The sequence below is a fragment of the Nostoc sp. NMS4 genome (genome assembly GCF_017115095.1).
Taxonomy (GTDB): Bacteria; Cyanobacteriota; Cyanobacteriia; order Cyanobacteriales; family Nostocaceae; genus Nostoc.
Map to the genome: position 1 here is coordinate 58,933 of NZ_JABXKI010000265.1, position 14,453 is coordinate 73,385.

Annotated in this window: 10 protein-coding genes and 1 pseudogene; 6 read left to right on the forward strand and 5 right to left on the reverse strand. The window is 42.1% G+C overall.

Annotation, left to right across the window (positions count from 1 at the left end; translation table 11 throughout):
- Positions 1-44 precede the first annotated feature (44 nt).
- Positions 45-380: a hypothetical protein gene (locus tag HWQ37_RS24700; RefSeq protein WP_292752159.1), complete on the forward strand. Its 336-nt coding sequence runs from the start codon at positions 45-47 to the stop codon at positions 378-380.
- On the opposite strand, the gene HWQ37_RS24705 is transcribed toward HWQ37_RS24700, so the two are convergent.
- The 4 genes from HWQ37_RS24705 to HWQ37_RS24720 all read right to left on the reverse strand — a co-directional run bounded on the left by HWQ37_RS24705 (position 340) and on the right by HWQ37_RS24720 (position 8,488).
- Complete coding sequence (locus tag HWQ37_RS24705) at positions 340-5,601, reverse strand: nSTAND1 domain-containing NTPase (protein ID WP_292752162.1); 5,262 nt, start codon at positions 5,599-5,601, stop codon at positions 340-342. The genes HWQ37_RS24700 and HWQ37_RS24705 overlap by 41 nt on opposite strands.
- Before the next feature lie 15 nt (positions 5,602-5,616).
- The gene (locus HWQ37_RS24710; RefSeq protein ID WP_292752165.1) at positions 5,617-6,639 is read right to left on the reverse strand and encodes a hypothetical protein; all 1,023 of its coding nucleotides are present in this window, start codon (positions 6,637-6,639) and stop codon (positions 5,617-5,619) included.
- On the reverse strand, positions 6,632-8,002 hold the full coding sequence (locus tag HWQ37_RS24715) for a radical SAM/SPASM domain-containing protein (RefSeq protein WP_292752168.1): 1,371 nt from the start codon (positions 8,000-8,002) through the stop codon (positions 6,632-6,634). Before HWQ37_RS24715 ends, HWQ37_RS24710 begins: the two co-directional genes overlap by 8 nt.
- Before the next feature lie 102 nt (positions 8,003-8,104).
- Positions 8,105-8,488: a hypothetical protein gene (locus HWQ37_RS24720; protein WP_292752171.1), complete on the reverse strand. Its 384-nt coding sequence runs from the start codon at positions 8,486-8,488 to the stop codon at positions 8,105-8,107.
- Between the two features lie 370 nt (positions 8,489-8,858).
- Between HWQ37_RS24720 and HWQ37_RS24725 the strand changes: the two genes are divergently transcribed.
- The 5 genes and pseudogenes from HWQ37_RS24725 to HWQ37_RS24750 all read left to right on the forward strand — a co-directional run bounded on the left by HWQ37_RS24725 (position 8,859) and on the right by HWQ37_RS24750 (position 14,165).
- On the forward strand, positions 8,859-10,025 hold the full coding sequence (locus HWQ37_RS24725) for a sigma-70 family RNA polymerase sigma factor (protein ID WP_292752174.1): 1,167 nt from the start codon (positions 8,859-8,861) through the stop codon (positions 10,023-10,025).
- Between the two features lie 212 nt (positions 10,026-10,237).
- Entirely contained in the window at positions 10,238-11,425 is a 1,188-nt protein-coding gene (locus HWQ37_RS24730) for a DUF1822 family protein (RefSeq protein WP_292752177.1), read from the forward strand.
- 129 nt (positions 11,426-11,554) lie between these two features.
- Positions 11,555-11,731 (forward strand): annotated as a pseudogene (locus HWQ37_RS24740) (response regulator); the annotation flags it as partial.
- Positions 11,732-11,898: 167 nt separating this feature from the next.
- Positions 11,899-12,702 (forward strand): TIGR01548 family HAD-type hydrolase, encoded by an 804-nt coding sequence (locus HWQ37_RS24745; protein ID WP_292752183.1) that lies wholly within the window; start codon positions 11,899-11,901, stop codon positions 12,700-12,702.
- Between the two features lie 74 nt (positions 12,703-12,776).
- Positions 12,777-14,165: a cytochrome P450 gene (locus HWQ37_RS24750; RefSeq protein ID WP_292752186.1), complete on the forward strand. Its 1,389-nt coding sequence runs from the start codon at positions 12,777-12,779 to the stop codon at positions 14,163-14,165.
- Between the two features lie 36 nt (positions 14,166-14,201).
- On the opposite strand, the gene HWQ37_RS24755 is transcribed toward HWQ37_RS24750, so the two are convergent.
- Positions 14,202-14,453, reverse strand: a 252-nt coding sequence (locus HWQ37_RS24755; protein WP_292752189.1) for a transposase, incomplete at its 5' end; no start/stop codon positions are given.

Sequence of the window (14,453 nt, forward strand, 5' to 3'; positions counted from 1 at the left end):
GTAGTTCAGCTGAAAGTATATATTAAACAGGAACAAGGCTTGATATGCAAAAGCAAATTTTGAGTTTAGCGATCGCATTACCAACGATATTATTCACTGCCTTACCGACTTTGGCAAATCCTATAGAATCTATTACACCCAAAGTTGGTAATTTACAACCAGTTTTGGTACAAGGGGAGTTTCAAGATTCTGTAATTAATAATCAACTCAGAAACCCAGGGGATGGCCAATCACCGGGGCCAGAAGGTGGTAGCAAACCGGTAAAAGGCCCAGGCCCCAAACCTCCTCGCAAAGATACGTTGTTGCAAAACCTGGGTACAGGTTTACAACAAGATAGGATCAATAATTTGAACATAGCGAACCCCGTTCTAGGTCGCTAATATTCGGGTTAGTTTTGAGATAATCCTTTAGCAAATGACAACTGCGAATCAGTAGATTGTCTAAATCTTGGGTTTGCAGTTCTGTACTAAGAAGATGCCAAAGTTTAGCTGTACCATCAAAACTGGCAGAAGCTAAAAATTTCCCATCAGGGCTAAAACTGAGGCTCAATACTGCATCAGCATGACCTGGGAGAGTTTTGAGTTCTCTACCATCACGGTTCCAAAGTTTGATGCTTCCATCACCGCTAGCTGAGGCTATTATCTTACCATCAGGACTAAAGCTGACGCTGTAGACACCATCAGTATGTCCCGTAAGAGTTTGCAGTAAAGTTCCATTGCTGACTTGCCAGAGTTTGATAGTTTTATCAGCACTAGCCGAGGCGAGTACTTGACCATCGGGACTAAAACTAATGGCGTTGACAGCGTTAGTATGTCCTGCTAGATAATACAGTAACTTGCCATTCTTAACTCTCCAAAGCAAAACTTTGTTATCTCTACCAGCCGAGGCGAGTACTTGACCATCAGGGCTGAAACGAACGCTCAAAACTTCAGCCGAATGTCCTTGGAGAGTTTTAATTAAAGCTTTTTTCTGAATATTCCAAAGTTTAATGGTCATATCAGCACTGGCGCTGGCCAGAATTTGACTATTAGGGCTAAAACTGAGACTATTGACATTGCTGCGATGACCTTGGAGGGTTTTAATCATATAGCCGTCATGAGTCCGCCAAAGCTTAATGTAATGGTCTTGACTCGCTGAGGCTAATATCTCGCCATCAGGACTGAAGGCTAAACCGTAGATTTCAGCACTGTGTCCATAAATTGAAGTACTATGACCTTCCAGGGTTTGGCGCAAAGTTCCGTCAGGCCGCCAAAGTTTAATTGTAGTATCAAGGCCTGCGGAGGCTAAAGTTTGCCCATCGGGGCTAAAACTCACACTATAGAGTTGACCTTGATTTCCTGTCAGAGTTTTAAATAGAGGATTATCTCGCTGCCAAAGTCTAACAGTTTTATCAGCGCCAGCCGAAACTAAAGTCTGGTCATCTGGGCTAAAACTGGCGCTGTAGACTGCAATGCTATGTCCTAGTAAAGTTTGGCGTAAAGAGCCATCCTTAGAACTCCAAAGTTTTATTGTGCTATCAGCGCTGGTGGAAGCTAAGGTTTGACCATCATGACTGAAGTTGATGCTGAGAACTCCTGCATTGTGTGCGGCAATAATTTTTAGCAGTGTGCCGTCTCTGCGCCAGAGTCTCACGGTTTTATCTTCACTGGCTGAAGCTAGAGTTTGACCATCGGGGCTAAAAGCGACACTGGAAACTCCGGCGCTATGCCCAAGTAGGGTTTTTTGCAACAATCCATCGCTAACACTCCAAAGTTTAACAGTTTTGTCTGCACTAGCGATCGCCAAAATTTTCCCATCAGGGCTAAAACTTACACTATTAACAAAATCCCTATATCCGCTAAAAGTTCTTAGCAAATGACCATCGCTAACTTGCCAAATTTTAGCAGTGCGATCGGCGCTACCAGTGGCGATCGCTTCACCGTTGCTAGACCAAGATAAGCTCACAACTTCCGCAGTATGACCGTTTAGTGTTCTAATTAAACCACCGTCGCTAGTTCTCCACAGCTTGACGGTACGATCAAAACTAGCAGTTGCAATCATTTGGCCATCAGGGCTGAAACTGACACTCCGTACTTTATCAGTATGTCCTATTAATGTTCGTAGCTTTGTGCCATCTCGTCCCCAAAGTATGGCTGTTTTGTCATTACTAGCTGATACAATTGTTTTGCCGTCAGGACTGAAACTCACGCTCAATACTTCATCACTATGCCCTTCTAAGCGGTTGCGCTCTTGGGTTCCAGAAATTACTTGTTGTAAAACACTCAGAGTCTGAGTTTGTAAATCAGTTGGTGCTACAAAAGTATTTTTTAGCTGTTTACCTGCTTTGAGACTAGCAATCACTGCTTCTAACTGCTGATGTGATAAAAGATTAGCTTGAGATGAGGCATTTAAGGCTTCAATTTCTCGCAATTGGGCTGCTTGAGATTTCCAATAGGCTAAAGAGCCGAAACAGACAGCTGCTAATCCCAAAATACTGAGTGCAACTACAGCCCTTTGAGCTTGCTTGAGTCTGGTTTTCTCTTGTAGTTGCTGTTGTTTTCTTTGTACTAAACAAGCTTCAATAAACCGTTGCACATCAGCAGAAAGTTCGTCAGTATATTTAATATAGATATCTTCTGCCTCAGCTAGTCGCACTCCTTGCAACAAAAAATCAGCTTGCTGACTACGTTGCAGCCACAATTGGGAAGCTTGCTCAATTTGCCTTTGTCTTCGCAAGCGATCGCGGTTTTCTTCTAACCACCAGCGTAAAGTTGACCAATGACGGATGAGGATTTCATGGGCAACTTCTACTGTTATGGGGGAAGGGGAAGAGGACAAGGGGGACAAGGGGGACAGAGGGGAAGTTTTTGGTTGTTCTGGTTGGGTACTTGTTCTGTTGTCTCCTTTGCTACCCTCGGCAATATTTGTATCTTCTTCTAAATTCATCACCACTAACTTGGCAAAAGTTAAGGCGTTGAGGGTTTTTTCTACCAATGCGACGGGATATTTTTTGACTATTAACTCTGATTTATGTACCCGTCTGCGAGTATCTTCTGTACCCTCACCTAGTTGTGTCAAAGATAAAAAAATCCATTTAGCACACTCCCGCATTTGCGGATCTAAACTTTCGTAAACAGCCTGAGACGATCGCTCTAATGCTCCTTGAATTCCGCCTAGTTGCTCTTGATAGGTTTGTAAAGTCAACTCACCAGCAACTCGATGTTGCCATAATTGCTCTAAAACAAATTCCAGTAACGGTAAGTCTCCTGGTGAGTGATTTAGCTCCCGCAATAATACTTCCACCAGTTCTGCTTCTACTTTTAACCCGACTTGTTGAGCCGGATTGAGAATCACCCGCCGATAATCATCCAAACTTAGCTTCGGTGGAACTAACACGCTCAAATCCTGCAAAGCTTTCGCCAGTGCTGGCACTTCTAAACAGGAGGCAATAAAGTCTGCTCGTAAAGTAATAATTAATTTGAAGCGATCGCCAGCATATTGCACCGCTCCCAATAATAATTCTAAAAATAGCTCTCTGTCTGCGGTTGACGCTAAGGTAAAAACTTCCTCAAACTGATCTACTACTAGCACCACAACTCGATGGGGTTGGTTGCGTATCCAGTAAACAAATCCCTCTACCCCTTGGTGAAATATTCCCTCTAACAAAAGATGGGGGGATTGGGGACTGGGGATTGGGGACTGGGGATTGGGAAAATGGTAAGAATAATTCTTTTGCTCTTTTGCTCCCCCTGCCCCCCCTGCCCCTCTGCTCCCCTGCTCCCCCGCTCCCCCAAGCCGCCGCGCTAAAGCTTCAAGCGGATTTGCCCCAGGACGAATGCTTCCAATCCACCATTGTTCGCTACTTGGTATTTGTTTACCCAATCGCAGTTGGGGAATTACACCAGCTTGCACAATTGAAGATTTGCCGCTTCCAGAAGCACCGATGACGGCTAGAAAAGAGCGATCGCGTAGTTGGTGAATTAACTGCTGAGTTAAAGCTTCTCTGCCGTAAAAATACTGGCTATCTTCTTCCAAAAAAGCACTTAACCCCATGTAAGGGCATACTCCCAAATCCAATCCTGTGGTTGTTTCTGGTGTGTTTGTGTAACTTTTTGCTTGGAGAATTTCTATAATGCCTTGTGTGCCTGATAGCCAGATGGAAAGAGGGACACCACTACCTGCCAAGGATAATTGTAATTGAGCGATCGCTCCGGCGGCTGAGAGTCCATCTGTATATGTTGCCGCCATCAAAGTATCGAGAAATTTTTGGGCAAAGCGTTTTGGTGCGTCAGATGGTGAGGCGTAGGCGATTAAACATTGTCCTTGGTGGGAGTCAATTTGCAAATCTTCTACCCAATCTTGCAAGGATGTATTAGCTACAGGACAATCCAGGATGACAATTTGTTGAGTGGTGCAGAGGCGTAACTGTTGTTTCAACCAAGAACGCTTGATGCGGATATTTTCTCCCAGCAATAACCATTCACCTGTTTCGGTTTCTTCAATTCGTCCTCGCAGATAAAGCAGAATCACTTCTGATGCTGGTTGTTGTAAATGACGAGCGATCGCTTCTTTAATGCGATCGGCAGATACTTTTGTTGCTGGCAAATACTCTAGTGCAAAACCTCCAGCACTTCCGAGAAATTTGCTAATATCTAATGTTGTTTTGCTGGCTGATAATCCCTCTACTACTATTCCGATCCGGCGACGCACCCCAATGTTTGCCTGAGTTAACCTTTTCCCGACAATTAGTTCCCCAACACCTTCAACAATTCGTTTAGGAGTTTGCAACGGATATTCTCTAAAAAGTTGAGTTTCTCCTTTAACTTTTTTCTGCTGATTAATCAGCCGCAACTGTTGATTACTTTTATCTATATATTGTAGAGTTTGATGATATACATATCGATACAAACTATCCACATAAATTAAGCCTTGACTATCTGCCGCTTCACCTTGTAACCCTTTCATTAAATAATAAGTAAATACCCCATGTCCCAATTCGGGAAACTCCCAAGATTGCTGGTTAGTATCACAGGAAAGCAAGGCATAAAAACCTTTACTTTTAGTAGCACTCTGTTGTAATACTTCAACCAGTTTTGGTGTAGCATTCAGCAATGGTTCTATTGTTGTACTTTTAAGTGTCATCCCGCCACTATGACAAGCATCTAGCCAAACAAGCTGATTTTGCGCTCCACTATTACCTAACAATAGCAAAAGTTCTTGTAAAGCTAAAGCTGTGTTTTGGAGATGGGATTTTTGAGTATCTGCCAAACACAAAAATGCTTGCTGCGTATTTGATTCTACAATCCCATGTCCAGAAAAATAAAATAAAATAGTATCAATAGGTTGAGCCGCAGTGGTAATTTGTCGGAGACTGGTACGGATGTTTTCTAAAGATGGTGGTTGCGGTGCAAAATCATGGTAGATTTTGACTTCTGTTTGGGTAAAATGTGCAGATGCATCTATCAATGCTTCTGCTAAACCCTGACAATCGACTGTCGAATAACTCAGGCTAGGTAGTCCGTCATCTTGATATAGATTAACTCCCACCAACATCAGCCACAGCTTAGGAGTTGCAGTTTTTTTGACTGAAGTTGAGCGACTGGCGATCCCAATTGGTGACATTATTTGAATTGATATTTATGCTGTTTTAGCACTTGGACTGATAGACACCAGAGAAGCAAGCTGATATGGCAGATTTTCCCAATTCAGTGCATCTATTGTAATCTCCTGACTTAAATCTAACCAACCCAATGCATTACATAAGCTAAGTAAATCAATAATTGTTGTGTACCAAAGTAAGGGTGTGTCAGCAAGTCCCTCAGCCAAGAAATCAGAAGCTTGTTCTAAAAAAGTAATAATATCTTGATCTACAAATGCTTGCTTCACAAAGAACCAACTATTACAGTGTGGGTGAGAAGATTTGTTAGGATTAGCTTGTAACTGTAGATGATTTGTAGCGACTTTTAATAACTGACGAGTATGGTTGTGGTTCTTTCCCGCCAAAATCAGGGCAACTTCACTGGTGATTTGAGCAAACATCGCAGTAACAAGCCTTGAAGGTTGAAGTCCCATACGCTCAAAACCCCAAGGGTGAGGAGTAGGTAAAGTTTCTAATTGGCCATCAAGATAGCCAAGTATTTTAGAAGCAAGAGCGATCGCACCTTCAAAATTCAGCCGACGTGCTTCAGTACGTACTAGATTGTGCAATAGCTGAATACGATGCATTAGAAGAATATCGTAACCATAAGCTGTCTCTAAAATGACATCTAATGCCAAAGCTTTCTCAATTCGGATGTAAACTTTGTCAAAATCATGATGGCAATAATCGAGGTAAGCCTCTGATTGTTCCATAAAAGATTGATGCAGCAACTTAGCCTCACGAGAAAGTGTATCCATTTGTAAAGGTGTACGCGCCTCTGTGAATAACTGTTGAGCTGTTATTAGTTGTCTATGACGAACTGCCATTACCCCTTGCTTGCAAGCATTACTATATCGACGCAGAAGTAATTGATCTTGTAAAGGTAAACGTCTCGCCATTAAAGCTTGCAGTTTTTCGCTGAATAAATCAGCAGAACCTTGGGGAATTTGGATAGATTTGGCACGTCCTTGACGATAACTTGCCATTATCTGCTGTCGGAGTTGACTGGAGACATTAAGCATTGATTAAACTAGCCTCCTGCAAACTCAATTCTTCTTGCTCAATCCGCGATAAAGCATAAGCTAGAAGTAAACGCTGCTCAATGTTGTGTTTTGCACTCGGACAAGGTGCTATTCCTTCCAACCAACTTTTAGGACAAGCACCGCCACAAACTGGAAGCATAGGGCAGGTAGAACAGGGGTATTCTCCTTGACGAACTCGGTCATTAAAATTGCCCAAGCGATCGCGTTTACCAGGCATCTCTTTGCCAGATAGGTGGTCAATGGCATATTCATTAGGTGTACCATAAGTAGGTACATAAGACACCTCAGTACAATTAAAAATATTGCCATAAGCATCCACTAATTCAGCATTGGGTGACACGGCCATGCAGACAATAGGTTTAAGCTCTGGGATAAGTCCAATGGGGAAACCAAGATTAATCATTTCACCAAACCAAGCAATTTCCCATTTGGCAAACTCCTCTTTAGTTAGTGAACGAGTATGAGCATCATTTCCCCAAGAATGGATCGGTGCTACATAGAAACGAAGCTTCTTTTGTAACCCTTCCTCAGCTAACTTTTGCAGTAGCAAAGAAACAGATTCATAATTTTCATGGTCAACATTACAACGGATATTCAGTTGTACATCAAGGTCATCTCGATGTGCTAAAGCAGTAACATTAGCGAAGATAGTATCGAAAGTTGGCAAGCCATTTTTCTGCATTCGCCGAGCATTGTGAAATTCTGCTATGCCATCAAGAGTAACCTCAATAAAAGTTACACTAAATTCCTTAATTAGTTCGGTTGCAACCTTCTCTGTCAGTGCTAAACCATTTGTGACAATTCGGGCATCGTAACTACAACCAAAACTTTCAGCCAGAGACTTTAATTGAGGGGTAAGGGTTCTAATTACAGACAATCCCACTAGTGGCTCTGCACCAAACCAGGTAATAGAGAGACTATGAAACTTTTGAGTTGCTAGCTTGAGGCGGGTACGTTCTAGGAATCTTTGTTGGTCGTCTTCACTCATCATTTTGTTAGTATGCTCTTGACCACAGTAATGGCATCCTAATTGACAAAATGCAGTGGGTTGAACAACTAAAGAGAGAACATCATCATCTAGTTTAGCAGCATCATTGCGAGCTAAAATTGTTTTGAGTTCATCCTCATCGTCAGGAACTATCAGTTCCATATCAACGAAGTCAAATAAGATATCTTGAGAAAATTGCTCAAATTCTCCGGTTTCTATAAGGCTCCAGGTATGGTCATCAATGATTCGTATACTTGCAGTGCGTGTTGCAAAAATAACTCTTTTTATCCGTTGTTCAAGGTCATCAAAAAATTGTGGCGTAACAACATGATAATCGGAAAGTTTCATACTCATAATTTTCCTCCAAATTTTATAGAGAAGGAATAGTAGTTGAACTTTTAAAAGTAGACATACTATTCCTAAGTTAGTATTGCTGTACCTTAATTAGTCCAGTTTTTATTTGTTGCGTATCTGAGGAAGAGATTGGTTGAGTAAAGACCCACTACGGTTTATCGGGTCAGTAATCAATTCGCGTCCTTGCTGAGAAGGGTTCTTAACACCACAACTTGTGTTTGTACAGCCACCGGAATTTTGAGAATCTAGTTGTCTTTGAAATTTTGATGAGTTATTAATTCGTTCTACAGTCGGAGACAATTTTTGCAGTTTTGTATCTTGAATTTTCGTAGATTTAGTAGTTAAATTAGCACGATTTAAGAAAGTATCAACAGTAGTATCTGGCTTTAGAGTTTGAGCATTAACACCTGAGCTAAAAGCGGCAACACTGCTCATCGCAAGAATACTGAGAATGAATTTGACTTGGTTGGATTTTTTAGCAGACATGAATTTTTATCCTTATTTAAGTAAATTGCGATCGGGTGACAAGTGTTGAAAAACTCAGATTAGATTTTTCAGTTTTCACCTTTCACTTACTCAATAGATTTGCTTTGATGTTTTTATGCAGTCTTTGGGAAAATAATTTTTCGACAAAAATTCAATTTGAGTGTAAACAGAAAAACCCCACATAAGTGAGGTTTAATACTTGAATTTTTTAACTGGACTTAAACATTTTTGAGGGATAAACAAGCCTCAAACCCACTAAAGGCTCAAAATTTCTTTGAAGTCGAGATATAATTCTCAGTCCTTGTAGTAAAGTTTGTGTAGGCATCCTTTAACGCTTTCAGTCTTTCTATAGGTTGGGTGACAATTTTTTATGCATCCTCGGCAAACCATCATTGAAATCTTCTCAACTTTTGTGCAATTTGATGCCGATCGCTTCAGTCGTTGGGCGACAGAATCAAGGTTACGTCGCAGTATCCAAAGTTGTCTCAACCGCACGCCTCAAGAAACTTCGGAACATTTTTGGGCTTTATATTGGTATAAATTATGGCTTCTTGCCGAAACGAAGCTACTAGCTAAAGAGCATCTGGCGGCTTACTTGCAAGAATCCTGTTATTGGGCATCCCAAAAAACAGTTAATAGTTTTGCGAGTACTCAGTATAAGTTATCAGACTGTTTTCAAATTGCGATCGCTCAAGTTGATAAAGTCCTCAAAGGATTTAATGCAGATCAGGGTTTTATTTTAAAAAACTACGCTAGTGCCGTCTTTAGCAGTGCTATTCGGGAAAATTTACGCCAAAATCGTGAAATTGATATTTGTACAGATTGGGGACTATTAAGAAAAATTACTAAAAAGTTTTTGGTAGAGTCTTTACAAAATGCAGGTTTATTGCTAGAGGATATTAACGCTTACATCCTCGCTTGGAACTGTTTCAAAACTATATATATTCCAACACACAAAGGTACTTCTCGCCAAATTGCGCAACCAGACGATGAGATTTGGGAGGCGATCGCTAAAGCTTATAATTCACAAAGTAGTCAGCAAGTCAATTCTCAAACCATAGAAAAGTGGCTTTTAACTGCTGCTAAAGCCGCACGCCGCTATCGTTATTTTCCCGTTGACTCTCTCAATATCCCTAAAGGTGGCGATGATTCGTGGGAGTGGCTTGATAATATTTCTGGAACACAACAAGAATCTCTAATTAATGAAATTCTTGCTCAAGAAGAAGAACAAACAAGAAACTTCCAACAAACTGAGATTAACAAAGTTTTAGTGGCTGCGATCGCTCAACTTGAACCGCAAGTACAAGAAATTTTACAACTTTATTATGCTATAGAACTAACTCAAGACAAAATTGCCGAACAATTACAAATACAGCAATATACTGTCTCACGGCGACTAAAAAAAGCCCAAGAAACTTTGTTACGCTTCTTAGCTAACTGGAGTAAAGATAGTTTGCATATTTCCGTTACTTCAGACCTACTCAAAAGTATAAACATACTAATGGAGGAATGGTTGAAAAATTACTATGGTGTATGAGTGGGGAGTGGGGAGTGCTGAGTGCTGAGTGCTGAGTGCTGAGTGCTGAGTGCTGAGTTAGGAGTTAAGAGTTAAGAGTTAGGAGTTAAGAGTTAGGAATTAAGAGTTAGGAATTAAGAGTTAAGAGTTTTGTTTATCTCCCTTGTCTCCCTTGTCTCCCTTGTCTCCCTTGTCTCCCTTGTCCCCCTTGTCTCCCCCAGTCCCCAATCCCTATGACTACTATATTTACTTTCGCTAACCCAACAGATTTGGTTTTAGAAATCCCTAAAAATACCCAAAACCAAGCATATTTAGACAATCAAGCTTTTTCTAATGCTAATTCTCGCTATCAAGCTTATATTAATGAACTTTGCTTGGGTGCTATTTTGCTATGGTTGCAAGAAGACTGGACACCGCAGACAAAGGTTTGGCCAAGTACAACTGCTCTACCTAGTTTCTGGGAACTGGTTAATGGAATTGGTATCACGCTTGATGTAACAAGATTAGTCTTGGTTCCTAGCGAGGCAATTGATTTGAGTGAATTGCGAGTACCCCAAGAATGGGTGGATATTCCTAGTTGGGTAGGTGATTATTATTTAGCTGTGCAAGTTGAACCAGACGAAGGCTATGTTAGGGTTTGGGGTTATTGTAGCCATGAAAAACTTAAAACTCAAGGCAGTTATGATGCCAGCGATCGCACTTATTCTTTGGATGCCGCTGATATAATCAACGACATCAGCGTTTTAGCAGTGGCGCGTCAATTGTGCCCAGAAGAACCCACTCGTAGCAACATTGAAGAGATTCCGAGCTTATCACTACAACAGGCACAAAATTTAATTACCCGTTTAGGAAACCCGGAAATACTTACACCCCGGCAAGAAATCCCTTTTCAACTGTGGGGTGGATTAATTCAACATGGCGGTTGGCGACAAAACTTATATCAACGACGCTTAGGATTACCAGAACAGTGGTCAGTTCTCCAATGGTTGCAAAGCGGTGTTTCTCAGGTTGCTGAGGCTGTCGGTTGGCGAAGCTTTGATTTACAATTGAGTGCTGGTGGGGCGCGGAGTGCCGAAGATAGAGAACCAACTACTATTCTCTCTCGTCGGTTAGCGATGCCTACGGCGGGCTACGCCTACGCAGGTCAAATTTACGAGCTTATGATAATACCACAAGTTGAGACAGATGCAACTATTTGGCGTTTTGAATTACGTAACGCCGCGATCGGTGCAGCTATTCCTGGTGGTTTTAAACTCCGATTACTTACCGAAGATTTACAGCCTTTTCCCAATAATGAAGATGTAGCGACAACGGCTGTAGAACAACTCTACGTAGAAGTTGCCTTAGAAGCAGGAGAAAACATAGTCTGGGAAATAGAACCTTTTCCCGACAACTATAATTGGGAAATACTCAAGTTTTAAAAAAGAATTTAGCTTGAACAGCCATCTTGCCTCTCACTCAGTCCGTTAGGACGAGTGACATGCTGGGCTACACAGAGGCTGAAATGCGATCGCTCACCTGTGCTGACCTGACCGACCCCGACACACTGGCGGACAATCGCGCAATTCCGGGCGCTGCATCCCGATGTCACACTAATGGATTTACGGATGCCAGAACTGAGCGGCGTTGAAGCCATTACCGCGATTCGCAAAGACTGCCCCGATGCTCGGATTATCATTCTCACAACCTACGATGGCGACGAAGACATCTATCGCGGACTTTTTGCAAAAACTGGGTGTGAGCGATCGCACTCAAGCAGTCGTGAGTTCACTTTGATTTAAACCCCGACTGAAACTGGTACTACATACAGAATAGATGTAGGGGTCTTAAACCCTTGACTTTACGATAAACCAGGAGTCAGAATACAGAATTCAGAATTCAGAATACTCTACCCATGACTGAACCAACTTCTGCAAAAGCGATCGTTATTTTCGATATAGATGGCGTTGTGCGCGATGTTAGCGGTTCTTATCGCCGTGCGATCGCAGATACCGTAGAACATTTTACCACCCAAGCATATCGGCCAACCCCACAAGATATTGACCAACTCAAGTCTGAAGGTCTATGGAATAACGATTGGGAAGCCTCGCAAGAATTAATTTACCGCTATTTTGAAACTCAAGGACAAACCCGCGAACAACTGCAACTAGATTATCATGCGATCGTTGCCTTTTTTCAATCCCGCTACCGAGGGACAGACCCAAATAATTTTACTGGGTATATTTGTAATGAACCTTTATTATTACAACCTAGCTATTTAGAACAACTTACCCAAGCTGGGATTGCTTGGGGATTTTTTAGCGGTGCAACTCGTGCTTCTGCTAACTATGTATTAGAAAAACGCCTCGGCTTAGAATCTCCGGTGTTGATTGCGATGGAAGATGCGCCAGGTAAACCAGACCCCACAGGACTTTTGTCCACAGTTCGTCAGTTAGATAATGGAATTGAGGAAAAATTAGCTGTAGTGTACGTGGGAGATACGGTAGCAGATATGTATACCGTCGAGAAAGCACGGCGTTTAGATTCTTCTCACAGTTGGTTTGGTGTAGGGGTTTTACCGCCCCACGTCCAGGAAACAACAGCCCGTAGTAATGCATACAGTGAGACACTAATAACAGCAGGAGCAGCATTAGTTTTGCGTAATGTGCAAGAATTAACCCCAAGGCAGATTCAAGAATTGGTAAGTTCATCAACCTAATCTGTGTTCTAAGATGAATCAAGCTATGCATGGATGAATGACAATCTTGCTTTAATCATTGGGAGATTATAAAAATGTCTGCACTTAAACTACCTAACGGCCCTCAAACTCACCCTTGGGTACAGACCTATCAGTGGCTGACCAACCCCTTAGAATACATGGAAGACTGTGCTAAACGCTATGGTGATATCTTCACCCTCCGAATCGGCCCAGTTTTTACTCCTCAAGTATTCATTAGTAATCCCCAGGCGATTGGGCAGATTTTTACCACCGATCCCAAACAATTAGATTCTGGTACAGCAGCAGGTTCAGGAACGCCTTTATTAGGGCCAAATTCTCTACTATCCTTAGAAGGAAAAACTCACCAACGCCAGCGTAAATTGCTGACACCTCCTCTACATGGCGAGAGAATGCAAGCTTATGGTGATTTAATTGGCGACATCACCAAGCAAGTAACTAGCGAGTGGCCAGTCGGGGAAACCTTTACAGTCTTGTCATCGATGCAAAAAATCTCCTTTCAGGTGATTTTGAAGGCTGTATTTGGTCTAAAAGAAGGACTTCGTTATGAAAAACTCAAAGAAATCCTGATTGCTATCCTGAATCCAAAAAGACCTATTTTGCGGTCTATATTCTTGCTGTTCCCATTATTACGACAGGATTTAGGCCCTCGCAGTCCTTGGGGAAGTTATCTACGTTTGCGGCAGGAAATGGACGCTCTCATCTATGCTGAAATTCAAGAGAGGCGATCGCTTGCAGACCAATCTCGAAGTGATATTCTGTCTTTAATGATGGCGGCTCGTGATGAAGCAGGGGAACCGATGACGGATTTGGAATTACGTGATGAGTTGATGACTTTGTTAATTACAGGTCATGAAACTACAGCAGGTTCTTTAGCATGGGCGCTGTACTGGATTCATCATCAGCCTGAAGTCCGTGAAAAACTGCTGCAAGAATTGGATAGCCTGGGGGACAACAAAGACCCAAACGCCATTTTCCGATTACCCTATTTAAATGCGGTTTGTTCAGAAACAATGCGCCTATATCCGGTGGCGATGTTGGGATTAAATCGATTGGTTAAATCCCCTTTAGAAATTGCAGATTACAAATTTGACCCTGGTATAATATTGGTTCCTTGTATTTATTTGAGCCATCATCGAGAAGATTTATACCCCAATTCCAAGGAGTTTCAGCCAGACCGTTTTCTAGAACGCCAATTTACCCCAGCTGAATTTTTGCCCTTTGGTGGAGGTAATCGTCGCTGTATTGGCATGGCATTTGCGCTGTTTGAGATGAAACTGGTATTAGCAACTGTACTATCTAATTGGCAAATGAAGCTAGCTGATACAAAGCCAGTACTGCCAATACGGAAAAACGTGGTGTTAGCACCAGGCGGTGGTGTACCAATGGTAGTAATTGGAAAGCGTCAGCAAAATCAGCAAGTTCTTGAGACTAACTCAGTTTGACATACTCCCCGGCGTGAACGCACGGGGATTCTAGCTTCAAACAGCAATTGCAGTCTGAGACTGTCTGACATTACCTAAGCTAACAGTCGATGCCCCGACTGCTTGAATATTACGTGCGGCGTTCTCATCTCTCCCATTCACGGATTGACAGGATGGGCAACGCCACTCTCTAACAGACAAATCCAAACTTTCTAGAACGTGTCCACAATCAGAACAAGTTTTACTGCTGGGACACCATCTATCAATAAATACAACAAGCTTATTTTTCTTTTTGGCAATCCATTCTAG

Excerpts from the sequence above, each read along its gene's own strand:
- HWQ37_RS24750 (WP_292752186.1), top strand. The coding sequence starts at position 12,777 with ATGTCTGCACTTAAACTACCTAACGGCCCTCAAACTCACCCTTGGGTA.
- HWQ37_RS24725 (WP_292752174.1), top strand. The coding sequence starts at position 8,859 with ATGCATCCTCGGCAAACCATCATTGAAATCTTCTCAACTTTTGTGCAA.
- HWQ37_RS24705 (WP_292752162.1), bottom strand. The coding sequence starts at position 5,601 with ATGTCACCAATTGGGATCGCCAGTCGCTCAACTTCAGTCAAAAAAACT.
- HWQ37_RS24715 (WP_292752168.1), bottom strand. The coding sequence starts at position 8,002 with ATGAGTATGAAACTTTCCGATTATCATGTTGTTACGCCACAATTTTTT.
- HWQ37_RS24720 (WP_292752171.1), bottom strand. The coding sequence starts at position 8,488 with ATGTCTGCTAAAAAATCCAACCAAGTCAAATTCATTCTCAGTATTCTT.
- HWQ37_RS24700 (WP_292752159.1), top strand. The coding sequence starts at position 45 with ATGCAAAAGCAAATTTTGAGTTTAGCGATCGCATTACCAACGATATTA.
- HWQ37_RS24730 (WP_292752177.1), top strand. The coding sequence starts at position 10,238 with ATGACTACTATATTTACTTTCGCTAACCCAACAGATTTGGTTTTAGAA.
- HWQ37_RS24710 (WP_292752165.1), bottom strand. The coding sequence starts at position 6,639 with ATGCTTAATGTCTCCAGTCAACTCCGACAGCAGATAATGGCAAGTTAT.
- HWQ37_RS24745 (WP_292752183.1), top strand. The coding sequence starts at position 11,899 with ATGACTGAACCAACTTCTGCAAAAGCGATCGTTATTTTCGATATAGAT.